Source organism: Niabella soli DSM 19437 (assembly GCF_000243115.2).
Classification (GTDB): Bacteria; Bacteroidota; Bacteroidia; order Chitinophagales; family Chitinophagaceae; genus Niabella; species Niabella soli.
The window spans coordinates 3858380-3877271 of sequence record NZ_CP007035.1 but is presented as its reverse complement, the minus strand read 5'-3'; the positions used below and the strand labels follow the sequence as shown (position 1 = coordinate 3877271).

Below are 18892 nucleotides of genomic sequence, written 5' to 3'. Positions count from 1 at the left end.
AGCAATTTTATTTTATGCAGGAACAACTTTACAGGGAGGCGGTAGCCCTTTTAAAACAACTGATCGAAACCCCCAGCTTCAGCAAAGAAGAAGATAATACGGCTGAACTGATCATCGCGTATCTGGCTCAGCACCAGGTTCCCATCAAGCGGTTGGGCAATAATATTATCGCAAAAAATAAATACTTCGATGCTGCCAAACCCACGTTGTTGCTGAACTCGCACCACGACACGGTAAAACCCAATCCTAAATACACCTTAGATCCGTTTAAGGCTATTGAAAAAGACGGTAAATTATACGGACTGGGCAGTAATGATGCCGGCGGTTGCCTGGTGTCATTGATCGCTACTTTTGCTTACTACTACGAAAAGGAAAATTTAAAATATAATATCATGCTGGTGGCCAGTGCCGAAGAAGAGATCTCAGGCTACAATGGCATTGAGGCTGCGGTAAATATTTTGCCGCCGATCGACTTTGCAATAGTGGGAGAACCGACCAAGCTGCAAATGGCGGTAGCAGAGCGGGGCCTGATGGTGTTGGATTGTACCGCACATGGTAAGGCAGGCCACGCCGCACGCAACGAGGGCGAAAATGCCATCGTAAAAGCCATTAAAGACATCGAGTGGTTTCATTCCTATAAATTTGAAAAAGTATCGCCGCTGCTGGGCGATAGCCGCATGACCTGCACTGTGATCGAAACGGAGAACAAACAACACAATGTGGTTCCCTCCTCTTGTAAATATGTGGTAGATGTTCGTGTGAACGAACTATACAGCTTCGAAGAGATCCTGGATGCGATCCACACCAATGTATCCAGCGAGGTAAAACCAAGGTCTACCCGCCTGCGCTCCACCTCCATTTCCCTGGACCACCCAATCGTAAAAGCGGGCATTGAAATGGGAAAGACCACTTATGGCTCTCCCACTACATCAGACAAGGCGTTGATGCCCTTCCCTGGCCTGAAAATGGGCCCCGGCGATTCTGCCCGTAGTCATACGGCAGATGAATTTATCTACCTGGATGAAATTGAAGGCGGCATTAAGGATTATATTGAGATTGTGGGGAGAGTGGTAGTCTAGTTACAAGTTACAGGTTTCAGGTTTTGGCCTGTAACCTGTAACTTGCGACCTGTAACTTATAACTGAGCATGAAACTCTGGAAAAAAAATACGGATTCGCTAAAAGAAGTAGAAACCTTTACCGTAGGTAAGGATCGTGAAATGGATGAATACCTGGCTCCTTTTGACGTGTTGGGGTCATTGGCGCATATTCAAATGCTGGAATCAGTAGGCTTATTGAAAAAAGAAGAGCTTACCGAATTGCAAAAAGCGCTGCGTTCTATTTATGCCGACATTAAAAAAGGAGATTTTCAATTACAGGAGGATGTAGAGGATATTCACTCACAGGTAGAAGTATTGCTGACCCAACGGATCGGCGAGGCCGGCAAAAAGATACACAGCGCCCGCAGCCGTAACGACCAGGTGCTGGTGGACCTGAAATTATTTTTACGCAGCGAAATTGAACAAACCGTAAAAGCCATTCTCCCGTTTTTTGAACTGCTGCAAACGCAAAGCGAAAAATATAAAATGTTCCTGTTTCCGGGATACACGCATTTACAACTGGCCATGCCTTCCTCTTTTGGGCTTTGGTTTGGCGCCTATGCCGAAAGCCTGGTGGATGACCTTATCAGTCTGAAAGCGGCATACGACATCATCAATAAAAACCCTTTAGGCTCCGCTGCAGGCTATGGTTCCTCCTTCCCCATTAACCGTACACTCACAACCCAATTGCTAGGCTTCTCCACATTAAACTACAATGTGGTATATGCGCAAATGGGCCGGGGCAAGGCAGAAAGGGTGGTAGCGCAGGCATTGGCCAATATTGCAGATACGCTGTCCAGAATGAGCATGGATGCTACGTTGTACCTGAACCAGAATTTCAGTTTCATCAGCTTTCCGCCGGAGCTTACCACGGGCAGCAGCATTATGCCGCATAAAAAAAACCCGGATGTTTTTGAGCTGATCCGTTCGCATTGTAACCGCATCAAAGCATTGCCTAACGAAATTACTTTGATGACCACCAACCTGCCCTCGGGTTATCACCGGGATCTGCAGTTATTGAAGGAACACCTGTTCCCGGCATTTAAAGTGCTGAAGGATTGTATTGAGATGGCTGGCCTGATGTTGTCCAACATCGAAGTGAAAGCCGACCTTTTAAAAGATGAAAAATACAAATACCTGTTTACTGTGGATCTCGTGAATCAGTTGGTATTACAGGGCGTTCCCTTCCGGGATGCTTATATACAGGTAGGCAGATCCGTTGAAGACGGCACTTATAAAGTACCCGAACATACCGAGATCAAAAACCCACATGAGGGAAGCATTCAGAATTTATGTACCAAAGCGATAAAAGATTTGATGGACAAAACCATTGCTTCTTTTGATTTTGAGGCCGTGCATACGGCATATGGAAAGTTGTTGAGTGCAGAATAACCCCGGACGAATAAAAGTAGTTGAGGTCGGTAAGGCGGGGAGGCGGGACATCTGAAACAATTCGAAAATAAGATCTTCCCGTATGTCCGGCTTCCCGGCTAATCCTTTCCTTCTATGCATTCCGCGTGCTGATGAATTGGGGTTTCCGGGAACTTATAATGAACCGGTATTGCTTTCGAAATGGATCGTGCCGATGGCACTCAACCCCCTATATTCTAGCTCATCGCTTCGGAATGAATTCCGAAGTTACCTGAAAACCCCAAGCCTCTGGCTTTCTGTCGGTGAACTTTGAAGAGGCGTAGCCTCAGTTTAATGGGTTAACAAGGGACTTTAGTTCCTTGTTAAGGGTGTGCAACTAAAAGTGGAGAGCCGTCGGTTCGGCCTGTAAGTTGATCCTGCAGTAATATCCCATCAGTCAATCAGCATCTCAATCATTTTAATAAAATTGATACCGGTTCATTATTAAACAACTCAACAGTCCTTGCAGAACCTTCTGTAAATAGCCTCATACTGGGGGATGATCATGTCAATATTAAACTGCTGCGCATGCTCAAAAGCCTGTTCCTTAAATTTTTCCAGCGTAGCGACATCTTTCAGAATATAAAGGGCTTTTTCGCTCATGGTTTCGATATCGCCCACATTGGCCAGGAAACCCGTTACCCCCTCCACATTTACTTCCGCCAATCCGCCTGCATTGGTGGAGATCACCGGCACCCGTGAAGCCATCGCTTCCAGCGCAGCCAAACCAAAGCTTTCGTATTCGGAAGTTAGTAAAAACAGGTCCGCCACTGCGAATATTTCCTCCATCTGTTCCTGCTTGCCCACAAATACCAACTGGTCAAAAATGCCCAGCTCCCTGCCCTGCTCTTCCGCCGTCTGGCGTTCAGGGCCATCGCCCACGAATAAAAGTTTTGCGGGGATCTCTTTCTGCACGTTATAAAATACTTTCACCACATCCTGCACCCGTTTTATTTTGCGAAAATTAGAGGCATGCAGCAGGATTCGTTCGCCGTTGGGTGCCAGCACTTTTTTAAAAGCGTCCAGCGGCTTGCGGTTAAACCGGGTAACATCAATAAAATTATAAACGACCTCTATCTCTTTCCTTATATCAAAGTTCCTGTAGGTTTCCTCCCGCAGGTTGTTGGACACCGCCGTGATCACATCACTCTGGTTAATAGAAAAAGCTACTACCGGCGCATAAGTTTTATCGCGCCCCACCAGTGTAATGTCCGTTCCGTGCAGGGTAGTAACCACGGGTATCTGTATTCCTTCTTTTTCCAGGATCTGCTTGGCCATATACGCCGCTGACGCGTGCGGAATGGCATAATGCACATGCAGCAGGTTGAGGTTATAATTTTTTATAACATCCACCATCGTGCTGGCCAGCGCCGTCTCATAAGGAGGAAAATCAAACAGCGGATACTTGGGCACCTGCACTTCGTGGTAATAAATATTGGGAATAAACCCATTCAGACGCACCGGTTGCTGATACGTTATAAAGTGCACCTGATGCCCTTTTTCTGCCAGCGCTTTTCCTAATTCGGTCGCCAGTACACCGCTTCCACCATAGGTGGGATAACATACGATTCCTATTCGCATACCCAAAGATATGTTTTGCTTTGATAATTACTGATCCGGCAGGGTTATGAATTCATTATCGGTAATATACTGAATCCGTTAACTTTACCGGAAAGAAATAACAGCATGAAGGGAAAATTGTTTTTGATTGGCAGTTTATTTTTAGTATCAGGCCTGTCAGCCCAAACGGCAGATGAGGCATTTATACGAAAAATTGCCGATGAAGTGCTCATAAACAGTAAAGCTTATGAAAATTTAAGAACCCTGACAAAAACGATCGGCGGTCGCCTGGCAGGGTCCCCTCAGATGTATAAAGCGGAGGACTGGGGCTATAACCTGTTACAACAAAGCGGCAGTCAGCACACGTTTAAACAGGAGTGTATGGTGCCTCATTGGGTACGGGGCGGCAAAGATCAGGCAACGGCACTACTGCCCGGCCGTTCAAAAAAAGAGCTGGATATTCTTGCGCTGGGCAACTCCCAGGGAACCGGGGAAAAAGGCGTGACGGCACCCGTGGTACTGGTCAATTCTTTTGAAGAACTGGAACAAAAAAAGGACCAGGTGGCTGGTAGAATCGTTTTTTATAATTATCATTTCAATCCGACGTTTGTCCGCACTTTTCAAGCCTACGGCGATGCGGTCAAATACCGGGGCATGGGTGCTTCGGCAGCCGCCAAATATGGCGCCGTGGCGGTGATCATTCGCAGCATGAGCCATAGCACGGATAATAACCCGCATACCGGCGCCATGCATTACGATTCTGCCTACAAAAAGATACCTGCCGTTGCTGTGGGGCTTAAAGATGCAGATTGGCTGGCCAGTGCGTTATCCGGCGGAAAAGATATTTCCGTCTCCTTAAAAACAATGGCTCATTTTCTGCCCGATGTAAAAGGGCACAATATCATCGGTGAATTAAAAGGCACCCAGTTTCCGGATGAATACATCACCATTGGCGGCCACCTGGACAGTTGGGATGTGAATGAAGGCGCGCAGGACGACGGCGCGGGGATCGTTCAAACAATTGAAGTATTACGGACCTTAAAAGCCCTGGGATATCAGCCCAAACACACCATTCGTTTTGTGTTATTTGCCAACGAGGAAAACGGCACCCGTGGCGGAAACGCTTATGCTGATGAAGCCGCAAAAAACAATGAAAAACATTTGTTTGCCCTGGAAACCGACGCCGGCGGCTTTACGCCCCGCGGGTTTGGATTTACGGGATCCGAAGAACAACTCAAAAAAATGAAAAGCTGGGCACCGTTGCTGGAACCCTATGGTGGCGGTGAGATCAGCGCCGGCGGGGGCGGAACCGACATTGGCCCTATTCATCAAAAACTAAAAACACCCATGGGCGAACTGCTGCCCGATTCCCAACGCTATTTCGATCTGCACCATGCCCGCAACGACGTATTTGAGGCAGTCAATAAACGAGAACTTGAATTAGGCGCAGTAAATATAGCCGCCCTGATCTATTTAGTTGACCAATATGGTTTATAAACTTTAGCTATAACAGAGATGGCAGCAATCACCCTTAAAGTATTGGTTGAAGAAGACCTGGATTTTGTGAAACAGGTATATGATTGGTACGTGTTGAATTCAACAGCAACTTTTCATACTGAACCAGTTACTACAGAAGAACTGAAAGAATTCCTATACGTGCAGCATCCCCGGTTCCAGTCCTTTATTATCCTGGCGGATGGGCAGCCCGTAGGTTATTGTTATTTGACCAATTATAAGAAACGGCAGGCTTATGATAAAACGGCTGAGCTCACGATCTACCTCCAGCATGATTGCTATGCAAAAGGAATTGGCAAAACAGCCCTGCAGGAATTGGAAACCCACGCTAAAAATGCAGGTTTTAAAAATCTTTTGGCCATTATTTCCGGCGACAATGACCGCAGTATTCTTTTTTTTGAAAAGAATGGCTATCTTAAATGTGCTCATTTTAAAAATGTAGGTGAAAAGTTTAATAAAGTGCTGGATGTGGTGGGTTATCAAAAGGAGATTTAAGTTTCAGAATTCAGCCCCCGTCCTATGCATTTTATATTCCAAAATAGTGTACATTAGACACATTATTTAATCTTGTATATTTCAAGATTGTTTGCTCTTTCCATATGCCAGGCTTCGTTCTTTTCAAAAACTTTATTTTAAAAACAACGCCATATGATCAATAGAAAAAAATTTATCCGGTCCGCAGGCATGCTTGCTGCCGGCAGTTTCCTGTTGCAACCCAAATCTTTTGCTTCTGTTTTTACAAAAGGGGCCTACCCGCCTCCAGGGCTCCAGCTTTTTACTTTATTTAATACTATCGATGCAGATGTGGAAGGCACTCTAAAAAAAGTAGCTGCCATCGGTTATAAAGAAATTGAATCCGCATTCTCAAAGAAAGGCGGATTTTACGGTTTGAGTGCAAAGGCATTCTCAAAGATGGTGGCCGACCAGGGCATGGCCTGGAAATCGCATCATGCGCTGGGCGCGCCTTTTAAACTTCCTGCCGGCGCAAAAATGCCTACGGACGCCAACGGAAACGCCATCAAGATCCCGCCTATGAAGAATCTGCGAGAGAACATGCAGGAAATTGTCAATGATATTGTAGATGCCGGCATCCCCTTCCTGGTTTGCGCCAGTACACCTATTGACACTGCCGATGAGATCCAAAAGTCAATTGAAACCCTAAATAAAACCGGGGAAGCCTGTAAAAAAGCGGGCATTACGCTTTGCTATCATAACCATGATCGGGAGTTTAAAGCCGTGGACGGTAAAATGCCTTATGATCTGTTCCTTTCCCAGTTAAGTCCGGATATAAAAATGGAACTGGATCTTTGCTGGGTTACCAAAGCAGGCGTTGACCCTGTAGCATTATTTAAAAAACATCCCGGCCGCTTCCCGCTCTGGCATGTAAAAGACCTGGATAAAAGCCGGCAGGGGCCAGCCCCCGCAGGGGAAGGTGTGGTTGATTTCAAACGGATTTTTGAGAATGCAACAACCGCCGGTTTAAAGCATTATTTTGTGGAGCATGATATGCCCAAGGATCCTTTTGCGAGCATTACCACCAGCATTCATTATTTGAAAGATACGCTGCACGTGTAGGTTTGTAACAACAGCAACTTCATTTTCTTAAAACCCGATCCGCTCGCGTTCGTTCCATTTTCGCTGCGCCGCTTTTTCATCCAGCAGATTTTCAATAGCATCATAAATAGATGATAGCTGAACGTCATGCTCACTGATGCGTTGCTGAATTTGTCGTAGCTGATCCCGCATATCGCTCTGCTGTAAAACAATACGACGTATTTCCACAAATGCCCGCATGATGGCGATATTCATCTGAATGGCCTTGTCGCTGTTTAAAATACCGCTGAGCATTGCGATGCCCTGCTCGGTAAAGGTATACGGCGGCGCCGATCTGGGGCGCTTTCCCGAATATGTTATCACAGATTGTGATGACATATTCATAAGTCCTTGTGACCCACGATTTACAGCTTCAATCTGCGGCTTCAGCCTATCGAATTCTTCCAATGTTAGCTGAAACATAAAATCAGCCGGAAATCGTTTGCTATTTCTTTTGACCGCCTGGTTGAGGACCCGGGTTTCTACTTCATAAAGTGCAGCCAGATCAAAATCCAGCATTACCCGCTCGCCTCTAATTTCATAAATACGATTTTGAATACTTCGGATAATTTGCATAGGTTATTTATTTTAGCGAATAAAAAGTACAAAATAATTTTGAAAAGGCAGTACTTCCAACATCCTAAATAACAAACCGTAAAGACACCTGGCCATGAAGGAAAGGTATTAGCCCTAATAGTTTTGCACCATTTAAAGAGTAATGTCAATAAATATCCTCTTGCCAGGCGGCTAGCAATCCCCAATTCTGTTAACTTAGGCATTGAATTCGCCCCCGGCTTTGTAATTTTGATAACAATTGCAGCCGGCCTGACTATCCGGGGCGACTGGGAACTATTCAAAAACATGAACAACAGATCGTACCCATATAAACTATTTCTATGCGTGGCTTTTTTTATCATCAGCCTCAGTGCAGGGGCGCAATTAGCTGCCATCCGCAATCTGCAACGAGATCTGCCGCTTATAAAAGACAGTACTGACTATGTAGATGCGTTGAATAAACTGGGGTTGCTCTATTATCAAAAAACCTGGGACTCCTGTTATTATTATGGAAGAAAAGCCAATGATATCGCTAAGCGGATACATTATACTTCCGGTATTGCGGGTTCGCTTAATGTGTTAGGCATCTATTTTTCCTCAACTAACCAATACCTGGCCACCCGGTATTATAATCAATCCCTGCAGTTATACCAGCAGCTTTCAGATACGGCAAACATAGGACAGCTTTATAATAATCTTGCCGTACTCTCCCAATCTGACAATGATATGAGCACGGCAATACGACTGCTCCGGCAGGCCAGCGACGTAACACGGTCGTTAAAAAAAGATTCGATCCGGTCGGTGATCTTACTCAACCTGTCAATAATGGATACTACGCTTAGTCATTCCAGTGCTGATTCGTTAAGAGGAATGGCCCACCAGATCATACAAAAATACCAGGACACCCTTTTATTGCGGTATTTTACTTTTCTCCGGTTGACAGCCGACTTAAACACAACAAAATCTGATAAAAACATAGCGCAGCTGGAAGACTTCGCAAGAGTATTGGAGTCGGATGAGTCAAATTATCTGCTTCCCCAGGTTTACACCACACTGGCGAGCGCTTTTGCCCAAAAGGGAAAAAAAGACAAAGCTTTATTTTATAATAACCAGGCCCTTTTCCGGGCGCAACTGAATAAAAATCACTCGGTCATTATTTTTGCTTTGGAAAACCTTAAACAATTTTACGCGGATTCTGACGATTATAAAACCGCTTATAAATATGCTTCCCTCATTTCAGATGAAAAAGAAAAACAACAGGAATACCTGAAAAAATCAGGCTATACTTATACCAATTACGTATTACGTGAAAAAAACCTGCAATTGGCCCAAAACCGGTCGGTAGCCGAAACACGGATCATTGTTATCTCTTCAATATTATTGATCGTTTTATTGTCAGCGCTTATTGTCATTTTCAGGCTTTACAAAAAATCCCGCCAATCAGCGGCCATTCAACAGCAGCTTAGTAATACCTTACAGCAACACAATCAGCAGCTACAGTCCTGGGATCAGTTTAATAACATGTTGCTGGGTGTAATGGCGCACGATATCCGGTCACCCTTTGCATCCATCATTTCCCTTTCCACGGTTATGGAAGCTGATGATTCCTTATCGCAGGAAGAGCTTCGGGCAGTGCTGCATCAGCTGAACGAAGTGTCGGCGCGCGGTATTCAGTTTATGGACGGGCTGCTGAACTGGATCAAATCAAAAAGAGAAGATTTTAAATACACCCCCCGGTTGTTGCAGGTGCAGGAGGTGCTGCTGGAGGCCGATGCTTTTTTTGCATCCAGGCAAAAGGAAAAAGGCCTGCGGCTGGAAATAGCAGATCCCTATTCCTGCACAGTTGCGGCAGATAAAGTGATGCTGACGTTCATTCTCCGAAACCTGTTAAGCAATGCCACCCAATATGCGCCGCAGGACAGTGTGATCAGCGCAACGATAACGCCCCAGGAGCAAGTAGTGTCTATTGCCATAACCGACCAGGGGCAGGGTATGGAACAGGAGAAGATAGCCTCACTTTTCTCTCTTAAGAACAATGACTTTACCAGCAATGGTCTTTCAAAGGGCGCGGGCCTGGCTTTGATCATTTGCCAGGAGATGACTAAACTAATGAACGGGACCTTATTAGTAGAAAGCAGTCCCGGGCAGGGCACCACTTTCAGACTGGGACTACCTAAGGGATAAAGCCACAGGTAAAAAAGCTTTCCTGACTTTGTTTTACAAATTATTCGAAGAACGATGAAGCGATTTAAAGCAGTAATAATGATCATTGGCATCAATCCTTTTGTTTTTTTGCCCGAGCCCGTTTTAAAAAGCATTTTCAAACAAGCAGCGAGAGAAAAAGGACATATTCCCGTTCACGGCACCGTGAACGGAAGCGCTTTCCGGCAGACCCTGGTAAAATACAGCGGGGAGTGGCGCTTGTACATTAACACCATCATGCTAAAAAACTCTCCGAAACGAATCGGCGAAACCATCGAAATCACGATTGCTTTCGACCCGGAAGAACGAACCATTGCCCCCCACCCAAAACTGGTGAAAGCCCTTAACGACAACCTGGAGGCCAAAAAGATATTCAATAACCTGGCTCCGTCAAAACAGTTTGAAATTGTGCGATATATTGCCGCTTTAAAAACCGAAGCCAGTGTTGACAAAAATATCATCCGCGCCATCGATTTTTTATCAGGCAGGGGACGGTTTGTGGGCAGGGATCGGCCCTGAGCTTTGGATTGAGATACACTTTCCAGCAGGATCATTTTCGTGCTATCACGAAAATGATCAGTCAGCGCGCTCCTTATACAAAAAGAGTATCTTAGCAAATGCCTGTCATTGAATTGGGAACATACATAAAAGCCAGTAAGGAGATTTGTTTCGATCTGTCCCGTAGCATCGACCTGCATACTTTGTCAACTTCCCGGACAAAAGAGCAAGCTGTTGCTGGCAGAACGAGCGGGTTGATCGAATTCAATGAAACTGTTACCTGGCGGGCAATTCATTTTGGAGTGTGGCAAAAACTCACTTCAAAAATAACGGCATACGATCGCCCTTTCCATTTCCGGGATGAACAGCTCAAAGGCGCTTTCACGTTTATAAAGCATGATCATTTTTTTAGTGACACTGCCGATGGAACACTAATGAAAGACGTATTCCATTTTCAATCGCCGGTCGGGGTGCTTGGAAGATTCGCAGATGCCGTTTTTATGAAAAAATATCTCACCCGGTTTTTAAAAGAGCGCAACCAGCTAATAAAAGAATTTGCGGAAACAGGTAGAGGAATAGCAATGTTAGAAGCCACAAAAAATCTGAATTTCAAGGAGCAAGCAGGTGTATTTTCTTTTACTGACGAGGGCTTTGTATTACAAGAAAAACAGATCAGTACCTATCATCAGTGGGCAACTATTGAAACTATTATTGCTTATAAAGAAGACCGGTTAACTACAGACGAAATTGTGCTTTCCCTGGTCGCCGGACGCGGCACACAAATTTATATTACCGAATCCTATCCGGGCTGGGACCGGTTTCTTGAAAATCTACAAAAACAGTTCCCTTCCATAGCAGGCAACTGGGAAATAAACATTATTCAACCATCTTTTGCAACCAATCTCACACTGCTGTATGACCGGCAACAACGACCACCAGAACAGGTTGTTGCCTCGCTGAACAGAGAGTAGTCTTAAAAATAAATGCTATATTTAGTAAACAAGAAAACTAAGCATATTAGAACCAATCAGTAAAAACAAAATGCTTTTATGAGTAACGGGCTGGATATAGAGCAGGTACGGGAATATTATGAGCGCCTGGATAATAATGAGCTGATGCGTATTGCCCTGCATGATGCAGCGGGATTAACACTGGAAGCACAGGAAATAGTCAAGCAGGAGATTGAAAAGCGCAAATTGGGCTCCGCAGCAATAGAAGCCATAAGAGTTCAGAATAAACAGCATAGCCCTGAGGAAATAGATAGCTATTGTACACTGGCTAGAAGGCTAAACTGCCCGGATTGCGGAAGCGATGCTACACCACTCAATGGTGCACTGACCAGCAGCACCATCAGTATGCTTGTAGTCACTATTCAAAATAAAAAATTAAAAATTGCTTGCCCAGACTGCCTAGATAAAGCCAATGGCAAAGCCATTGCAGTGACTTTACTGCTTGGTTGGTGGGGCATTCCCTGGGGGCCAATAAAAACTATTCAATCATTGGCGCACAACAATAAAAGCAAAACAACCAACCATGAGGTGGGACCTAATAATTATTTAAGAAGTTTTGTTATAGCTAACATTGGAGCATTTGAAATGTATAAGAGCGATAAAGAAAAACTGCAGCAACTTATTTCAGTTGTACCGGAATAAAAAGTATCCTTCTTCTCGCATAGCTTCTGCTTACCAATCAATCCTACTTCCGCTTGAACATCTTTTATCATCTTCCTTCTTACCTTCACTATTCAATTTCAAACTTATGATAGATCATGAACGCAGAAAGAAACTGGCCCTGCACCTCCGGCATTTATCGGCAGGGCTTCTTTCCAATGATGATTTTGAAGAGGCCGTTAGGGAAGATGTTTCGCAGGACTGGCTTCCGGAGCAATATTATCGATCCAAACAGGCAAAAAGCGGTAACGACGATCCAATTATAGGGCCAATGCTGGAGCTTTGTTGGGGATTGTATGATGATACCCGAAATCATAGGCTGGTAAAATCAGATGCACTCACCGCAGATGCATTAAAAATTATCGCCCGGTGCATCCTCTTCTTGCACTCCGGCAAGGAGTATGAATGGCCGCATTTGGATAGCAATGACCCTGTCCTTCGGTTTTCACTCAAAGACTTTATCTTGTCTATTATAACCATTGGTCACCATTTCAGGGATAAACGGGAGCAACACATCATCTCCTGGTACGAGTGGCAAAAATCAGGCGACTATGATGTATGGCCATTCCTAAGGTTAATCGACTATGAGCAGCAGCTAACCAAACAGCCTTTTTTAAATGGGAAACGGGTTTCCTAAACAAGCAATAAACGGAGCCAATCGCGGGCTGCAAAAACTTCCACATCGAAATTGACAGGGCATTGACAAAAGACCTCAACTAACGAACCTAATACAATTTAAATGTATTTATCTTTGTAGAAACTAATGCTTATGAAACTTTCACGCTATAATATTTTAGCAGGCCTGCTTCTTACAGTTCTTATTGTTCAAATGGGCTGCAGTAAGAAAGGCCATAGTCCAGCTCCGCCTCCGGAACCTAAGCCCGAAGTAAAATCTTATACAATTCGTCAAATAGCCGGAGCCTATGGGAATCTGTTTATTGTCAGAAGCGATAATACACTTTGGGGCTGGGGCGCTAACGGCCGGGGCATTTTAGCAGACGGAACCACAACAAGTAAACCGAAACCTGAAAAAATCATGTCTGGGGTTGACACTATATCCTGTAATGGTCATAATGTGGCTATTTTGAAAACCGATCACACATTATGGACTGCCGGGAATAACGAAAAAGGACAATTGGGCATCGGCAATACTACTGATGCCGCGACACCAGTAAAAATAGCAGATCATGTATTAAAAGTACATTGTAATATCAACTACACTTTATTTTTAAAAGATGATAAAACGTTATGGGCAGCCGGGATGGGATTTAGCGATCTATTTTTCTCTCCTAATTATAAACCCGCTTTAAGCCCGGTAAAAATCGCGGATGACGTTGTTTCTTTTAGCGGCGGAAATAGCCATGTTTTAATTTTAAAATCAGACAATACACTTTGGGGAATGGGGTCAAATTGGTCTGGGCAACTGGCGTTTCGCCTCTCTCCTAACAGTCCGTCTTCCTACCAGACTTTTACTCAAATACCAGGAATTTTTAAAGAAATTTTTGGAGGGGGTGCTACAACTTTTGCCATAAAGCCCGACAACAGTCTTTGGGGTGCGGGAAGCAGCAATGCCTTTGGTCTTGAAACAACAACCTGGTCAACGGTTGATTCTTTTATGCGTATTCAAACTGATGTAAAAACAATTTCGAGCCAGGGAGGCCAATTAATGGTAATAAAAAATGACGGTACTTTGTGGGGAGCCGGCAATAATATGAATTTACCTCTTTGGGATACTTTGGGAACAAACGTTTATGTGCTAAAATACGTCAAGCTCGATTCTAATGTCACCAGAGTTTTTGATGCGGCCACAAACTGCCTTTACGTAAAAAATGATACTGCTGTTTATATTTCCGGTGACAACACTTACGGACAATTGGGTGTGCCAGGAATCGCACAAAAAAATACTTTTACCCGGATGGAGTTCCCATTGAAGTAATTATTTTTCATCGGCTATAAAAAGAATTGACATTCAAATTGTTATGATAAAGTATCAATGAAAAACAAAGTCGAAGACAAAACAAAAAGACGACCCTAATAAAATAATTCCATTGGTGAGAATCAGCCTATAGTTTTTTGTTATTGTCGTTGTTCTTTATTTCATCTTTTTTCTGGAAATAGGTTCCCTCTACCAGGTTTCCCGCATTCCATGGCCGGCAAAAGCCACACGCTAGGCAGCAGCCCTGTCCTTAATCAATCCCATTATCTTTTTGTTAACATATAATAAAAAGCGGCTATTTAATTACATTCGCGGCATGAATACATCCAACTTTTTAACCCAATTGCAGACACAGGCCCAGGGCGTCCTTTTCATGAGTGAATCAGAATACCCGTTTGAACCCCAAAACCTGGGCGTTCTGGAAGCCGCCGCCATCCCTGCCGCTGTAGCAACACATTCCGGCACAGCAAACGCAACAGTAAAAACCATTGCCCCGGAACAGTTCATGGCCCAGCTCGAGCGCAGCGCAGACCCAGGCGACGCCCCCATTGTGGCCAATCTGCAAAAAATAAAAAACCTTTATGCGTTTTTAAACAGCCAGCTTTCCGGCCTGCAGGTGTACCGGGTAGAAGCCGGCGTGCAGGTACCCATTTATATTCTCGGCTTTTTACCGGACCAGACCGTTGCCGGTGTAAAAACAACCTCAATAGAATCGTAAAATCCCCCTTTAATTATGAAACACATAAATTACTTCTTAACACTACTCGTACTGGTAGGCGCCTACAGCTGCGCCAAAATACCACCTATTGACGTGCCGCCGCCGGCCAAAGACAGCAGCTACTCCGTTACGGAAAGTTTTGAATCCGGCCGCAAGGCTGCTTATGCCCTTGCCGATGTAGACCTACGGACCGGCAGCTGGTCCTTCAATGACGCCCTTATCGGTAATACCGCAGCGGACACCAAGGACAGCTCCTGGTCCGTACGCTTACGCAATGGAAGCATTACGACCAACTTCAAAATTACCGGGCTAAAAAAAGTGTATGTAAGTTCTGCCACCTACGGAACGGATGGCCCTTCCACCTGGAATTTCCAGACCAGTACCGACGGCCAGACGTTTACGAACGTTGGCAGCCCCGTGACGGTAAGCAGCAAAACCTTCCAGCTGGATAGTTTCCTTATTACCAGTACCGATCCGGTGCAGGTGCGTATCATTAAAACCGGCACTACCCGTATCAATATCGATAATATCATTTTTACCGGAGCCTCCAATAATCCCGGTTTTAAAAATGTGACCGATACCTTACCTACCGGCGACAGCACGGTTCCCGCAGCCGGGCGTTATGTGGTACCAGGTTCGGATGCACCGCCCGCTTTGGGCGATAATTCTAACCTGCTCTTCGGTAACCCTTCCGGTGCAGATTCAGTGCTCAGCATGGCTAATAATTACCTTATCAACCAGTTTTATTATATCGAGTCTTATTCCAGTTCAAGGGCCACTCCCAATTGGGTTTCCTGGCACCTGGATGCCACCAATATTACCGGCGTGGCAGACCGCCAGAATGATTTTGCCGCCTGGGCAGGCCTCTACAGCGGGTGGTATAAAGTACAATCCAGCTCCTATATGGGTTCCGGTTACGACCGCGGCCATAACTGCCCCAGTGCAGACCGTACCAGCAGCGTGGCAGCCAACTCCTCCACCTTCCTGATGACCAATATGATCCCCCAAACGCCGCAGAACAACCAGCAAACCTGGAACAACCTGGAGCAATACATCCGCACGCAGGTAACGGCGGGTAAAGAGGCCTATGTCATCATGGGCAGCTATGGCAATGCCGGCACCATCGATAACGGGAGGATCACCGTGCCCACCAACGTATGGAAAGTGATCGTATTTCTTGATAACGGCAACAGCGATCTTTCAAGGGTAAGCGCCACCACGCGGGTGCTGGCCGTAAATACGCCCAATACCAGTACCGTAAGTGCCGACTGGAAACAGTACATTACCACCGTGCGGGATATTGAAACCGCCACCGGCTACAACCTGCTTTCCAGCTTAAGCACCGATGTGCAGAACGCTGTTGAAACGCAAAAAGATCCCGGGCAATAATTCATAACGCAGCCGAATTTTCTATACACCAGGCGGGCTTTGTAAAAGGCCCGCTTTTTTATTGAGGGTATCTGTTGTAATGAGTAGGGGTAATCATGGTCCGGGCTATAATGCATATAGCAGCGTCGTGGAGCCTGTCCCGCTGAAGGCCTATCGTATAGACACATTTCAAATAGTTTATAAATAGTATAAGACTTGTGGGCGAGATATTTAGATGTGTACCCTTTCTAATAATCATCGAGAAAGATGAATAGAGCTTTATCTAATTGTATGTTTTCCACTTTTTTCAATCGATAAAAAAGTGGAGCAAAAAATCTTTTTCCGCCGGAAGGTGAATTCCGCCCCTTGTTTCACGGTCGGGCTGGGGCGGAACCGGCCAACCCTGCGCTACAGGCCAGGTTATGACACCTTCCTGCTGCCCTATTTTTGAATAGTCGCCCGCGGCGTCAAAACCGCCATTCCGCTTGATTTGTCCTTTCACTGTCCGGCGGAACCCCTTCTAAGCAGCATCCGTTCGGAACAAACAACTGTTTTTCATCGGGGGATAGTAATTGCAACTTCGGAAAAGCAACAGATCGGAGGCGCCTATTTTTTACCCAACGTATGTTTTGTATACAGACAAATTATTCAGGGAAAAAATCAGCGCAGGGAGGCTGAACGACAATCAGGCTGCGGGGGCTTCGACCTTACCCCGCAACAAGGCCTTGTTACCACTTTTCGTAAAGTATGCTCGCGTGCGTGGCCGGTCAAACGGCCGGAGGCGTTCGTCTGAGCCTGCCCTTTTTGTGCTACTTTTTGGGCGAGCAAAAAGTAGAGAAATATAAAAAAAGCAATATTTTGTCCCCACACGATAGGTCGAAGGCGGGATCGCACTCTTGTACACCTCAATAGGGCTCGGCTGATCTGTTCACCGGCTTTTTTGCCAGGCTCGCCGGTTTAGGCAGCAAAAATTTTGTGCACCATTCAAGTTCTATTTATCTTTACAATCAAGATAATTAATCATAAAGATATATGGAAGCGTCAGCAATAGAAAATTTAAGCGATTTAGGAAGAGTAATCTCCGACACAACCCTCCTCATGCATGAGGCCATTGCCCGCAGCGCAGGCCTCACGGGCGTAGATCATAAATACCTTAGTATCATCCTGCGGCAAGGACCGCTTACGGCTGGGGAGCTGTCCAGCATTACCGGGCTTACCACCGGGGCGGTAACCGCCATGATCGACCGGCTGGAGGACCGGAAGCTGGTAAGCCGTCAGCCAGACGAAACCGACCGGCGGAAGGTATTGATCGTTGCCAATAAAGCAAAGGCAAAAAAACTATTCGAACCATCCAATACCCGGCTGAAAGCGGAGGTAGAAAAACTGGTCTCCACCTACGGTAAGAAGGAAATACAGTTGATCGCCGGCTATCTCCGTGCGTCGATCGGCATCATGCAGACCTTCACCAACGAGCTGAATAAAAAATCCAGATAAAGCAACAGCAACATTTTTAAAACCACAATTATGAACAACGTAAATATAGAATACTTAACAAGGGCTGAGTGGTGGTTATTAGTAACCCTGCTGGCTTATTTTTTACTGAATGGGGCACAAATCTTTGAAACAGCGGTGCTGGTTTCAAAATGGACGGCCGCTCCGCCTCAATCCTTCCAGTATTTTAAGGCCCCGTATGGCGCCGATCTTAAAACCTTTTGGATCATCGCCCATTCTATACATGAAGTATCCTTTCTGCTGGCCTTGATCTTCTGCTGGAAAATCGAGCCCGTAAGGAACGGGCTCCTGGTACTGTTTGCTATACATGTGGCAGTGCGGGTATGGACCCTTGCTTATTTTGCCCCCAACATTATAGAGTTCCAGGCCATTGCAAACGGCAAAACTTTTAACACCAACCTGCTAAGCCGGACAAAGCAATGGCGGAATTTAAACTATATCCGTGTGGGCGTTTTTATAGCCGTATCTATCGGGCTAATCCCCTTGCTGGTAAAGCTCACCGGTTTAAAAAACGGGTAAGGAGTACCGTTACAGGCCACCATCATCCGACTGCGTCCGCAGGACGAATGGAGGCATCTGCCCTGCATGTTCTCAATAAATCCTTTTCTTTGCCAGTATATGCATCTATCAAAGGCTTTTGCAATAGGCGATCGCAGCCTGGAAATCTATCTGCCTTCTTCGGATTACATTCAGCAGGCTTATCAACACAATAAAAACGCCGCCTACTGGGCGCAGGTATGGCCCGCGGCAATTGGTCTTTGTTTGTTTTTACAGCAGCACCCGCAATATATTACCAGCAAGCAGGTGCTGGAACTGGCCGCCGGTCTGGGCTTGCCGGGTTTATATGCCGCCACCCTGGCCCAACACGTAGTCATCAGCGATAAAGAAGCACTCGCGGCAGCTTATGTAAAAAAATCGGCGGCACATTTACAGTTGGAAAATGTAACTGCCATTGCCTTAGACTGGCAAGATGCGGTAACCCTGCCTTTGCCCGATGTGGTTTTGCTTAGCGATGTAAACTATGAGCCAGCCGTATTTGCCGAGCTCAAAAAAGTAATTGATCATTTCCTGCAACACAAGGTTGCCGTCATCATCAGCACACCCCAGCGGCTGGTGGCAAAGCCCTTCATCACCACCTTACTTCCCCATGCAACACTGCAATGGAGCACTATTGTTACCTTTAATAATACGGAAACTGACGTGAGTGTTTTTGTACTGGGCGAAAGATAGCCGATGCCGTTTTAGATTTATTTTTT

Annotated in this window: 19 protein-coding genes; 16 read left to right on the top strand and 3 right to left on the bottom strand. The window is 45.5% G+C overall.

Annotated elements, in window-relative coordinates:
• Nucleotides 1–14 precede the first annotated feature (14 nt).
• Together NIASO_RS16305 and argH are read left to right on the top strand one after the other, a co-directional pair.
• Nucleotides 15–1079, top strand: a complete 1065-nt coding sequence (locus tag NIASO_RS16305) for a M20 family metallo-hydrolase (protein WP_008587691.1) — start codon at nucleotides 15–17, stop codon at nucleotides 1077–1079.
• A gap of 68 nt (nucleotides 1080–1147) precedes the next feature.
• A complete protein-coding gene (gene argH / locus NIASO_RS16300; RefSeq protein WP_008587689.1) occupies nucleotides 1148–2491 on the top strand; it encodes an argininosuccinate lyase in 1344 nt (447 codons plus the stop codon).
• Nucleotides 2492–2962: 471 nt separating this feature from the next.
• Here argH and bshA read toward each other — a convergent pair whose 3' ends face one another.
• Nucleotides 2963–4090: an N-acetyl-alpha-D-glucosaminyl L-malate synthase BshA gene (bshA, locus tag NIASO_RS16295; RefSeq protein ID WP_008587685.1), complete on the bottom strand. Its 1128-nt coding sequence runs from the start codon at nucleotides 4088–4090 to the stop codon at nucleotides 2963–2965.
• Between the two features lie 105 nt (nucleotides 4091–4195).
• Here bshA and NIASO_RS16290 point away from each other — a divergent pair, with 105 nt between their 5' ends.
• The 3 genes from NIASO_RS16290 to NIASO_RS16280 all read left to right on the top strand — a co-directional run bounded on the left by NIASO_RS16290 (nucleotide 4196) and on the right by NIASO_RS16280 (nucleotide 7159).
• Complete coding sequence (locus NIASO_RS16290) at nucleotides 4196–5566, top strand: M20/M25/M40 family metallo-hydrolase (protein ID WP_008587684.1); 1371 nt, start codon at nucleotides 4196–4198, stop codon at nucleotides 5564–5566.
• A gap of 18 nt (nucleotides 5567–5584) precedes the next feature.
• Nucleotides 5585–6079, top strand: a complete 495-nt coding sequence (locus tag NIASO_RS16285) for a GNAT family N-acetyltransferase (protein ID WP_008587682.1) — start codon at nucleotides 5585–5587, stop codon at nucleotides 6077–6079.
• Between the two features lie 153 nt (nucleotides 6080–6232).
• Entirely contained in the window at nucleotides 6233–7159 is a 927-nt protein-coding gene (locus tag NIASO_RS16280) for a sugar phosphate isomerase/epimerase family protein (RefSeq protein ID WP_008587680.1), read from the top strand.
• A 27-nt stretch (nucleotides 7160–7186) separates the two neighbouring features.
• Here the strand turns inward: NIASO_RS16280 and NIASO_RS16275 are convergent, their stop codons facing one another.
• Entirely contained in the window at nucleotides 7187–7753 is a 567-nt protein-coding gene (locus NIASO_RS16275; protein WP_008587678.1) for an ORF6N domain-containing protein, read from the bottom strand.
• 285 nt (nucleotides 7754–8038) lie between these two features.
• Here NIASO_RS16275 and NIASO_RS16270 point away from each other — a divergent pair, with 285 nt between their 5' ends.
• The 8 genes from NIASO_RS16270 (at nucleotide 8039) to NIASO_RS16235 (ending at nucleotide 16145) form a co-directional block, all read left to right on the top strand.
• Nucleotides 8039–9916 carry a sensor histidine kinase gene (locus NIASO_RS16270; protein WP_157547253.1) on the top strand — a complete coding sequence of 626 codons (1878 nt, stop codon included), beginning with the start codon at nucleotides 8039–8041 and terminating at the stop codon, nucleotides 9914–9916.
• A 54-nt stretch (nucleotides 9917–9970) separates the two neighbouring features.
• On the top strand, nucleotides 9971–10453 hold the full coding sequence (locus tag NIASO_RS16265; RefSeq protein ID WP_025299070.1) for a DUF1905 domain-containing protein: 483 nt from the start codon (nucleotides 9971–9973) through the stop codon (nucleotides 10451–10453).
• A gap of 98 nt (nucleotides 10454–10551) precedes the next feature.
• Nucleotides 10552–11403 carry an SRPBCC family protein gene (locus NIASO_RS20455; protein ID WP_008587672.1) on the top strand — a complete coding sequence of 284 codons (852 nt, stop codon included), beginning with the start codon at nucleotides 10552–10554 and terminating at the stop codon, nucleotides 11401–11403.
• Between the two features lie 78 nt (nucleotides 11404–11481).
• Nucleotides 11482–12084, top strand: coding sequence for a hypothetical protein (locus NIASO_RS16255; RefSeq protein WP_008587670.1), 603 nt, complete (start codon nucleotides 11482–11484; stop codon nucleotides 12082–12084).
• A 106-nt stretch (nucleotides 12085–12190) separates the two neighbouring features.
• Entirely contained in the window at nucleotides 12191–12739 is a 549-nt protein-coding gene (locus tag NIASO_RS16250) for a hypothetical protein (protein WP_008587668.1), read from the top strand.
• A gap of 132 nt (nucleotides 12740–12871) precedes the next feature.
• Complete coding sequence (locus NIASO_RS16245) at nucleotides 12872–14038, top strand: RCC1 domain-containing protein (protein WP_008587666.1); 1167 nt, start codon at nucleotides 12872–12874, stop codon at nucleotides 14036–14038.
• A 316-nt stretch (nucleotides 14039–14354) separates the two neighbouring features.
• Nucleotides 14355–14756, top strand: a complete 402-nt coding sequence (locus tag NIASO_RS16240; protein ID WP_008587664.1) for a nuclease A inhibitor family protein — start codon at nucleotides 14355–14357, stop codon at nucleotides 14754–14756.
• 15 nt (nucleotides 14757–14771) lie between these two features.
• Complete coding sequence (locus NIASO_RS16235; RefSeq protein WP_008587662.1) at nucleotides 14772–16145, top strand: DNA/RNA non-specific endonuclease; 1374 nt, start codon at nucleotides 14772–14774, stop codon at nucleotides 16143–16145.
• A gap of 286 nt (nucleotides 16146–16431) precedes the next feature.
• Here the strand turns inward: NIASO_RS16235 and NIASO_RS16230 are convergent, their stop codons facing one another.
• Nucleotides 16432–16626, bottom strand: coding sequence for a hypothetical protein (locus tag NIASO_RS16230; RefSeq protein ID WP_025299069.1), 195 nt, complete (start codon nucleotides 16624–16626; stop codon nucleotides 16432–16434).
• Nucleotides 16627–17156: 530 nt separating this feature from the next.
• On the opposite strand from NIASO_RS16230, the gene NIASO_RS16225 reads away from it, so the two are divergent.
• The 3 genes from NIASO_RS16225 to NIASO_RS16215 all read left to right on the top strand — a co-directional run bounded on the left by NIASO_RS16225 (nucleotide 17157) and on the right by NIASO_RS16215 (nucleotide 18866).
• On the top strand, nucleotides 17157–17618 hold the full coding sequence (locus NIASO_RS16225; protein ID WP_008587659.1) for a MarR family winged helix-turn-helix transcriptional regulator: 462 nt from the start codon (nucleotides 17157–17159) through the stop codon (nucleotides 17616–17618).
• A 30-nt stretch (nucleotides 17619–17648) separates the two neighbouring features.
• The gene (locus tag NIASO_RS16220) at nucleotides 17649–18155 is read left to right on the top strand and encodes a hypothetical protein (RefSeq protein ID WP_008587657.1); all 507 of its coding nucleotides are present in this window, start codon (nucleotides 17649–17651) and stop codon (nucleotides 18153–18155) included.
• 99 nt (nucleotides 18156–18254) lie between these two features.
• Nucleotides 18255–18866 (top strand): class I SAM-dependent methyltransferase, encoded by a 612-nt coding sequence (locus tag NIASO_RS16215; protein ID WP_008587655.1) that lies wholly within the window; start codon nucleotides 18255–18257, stop codon nucleotides 18864–18866.
• The last annotated feature ends 26 nt before the right edge of the window (nucleotides 18867–18892 follow it).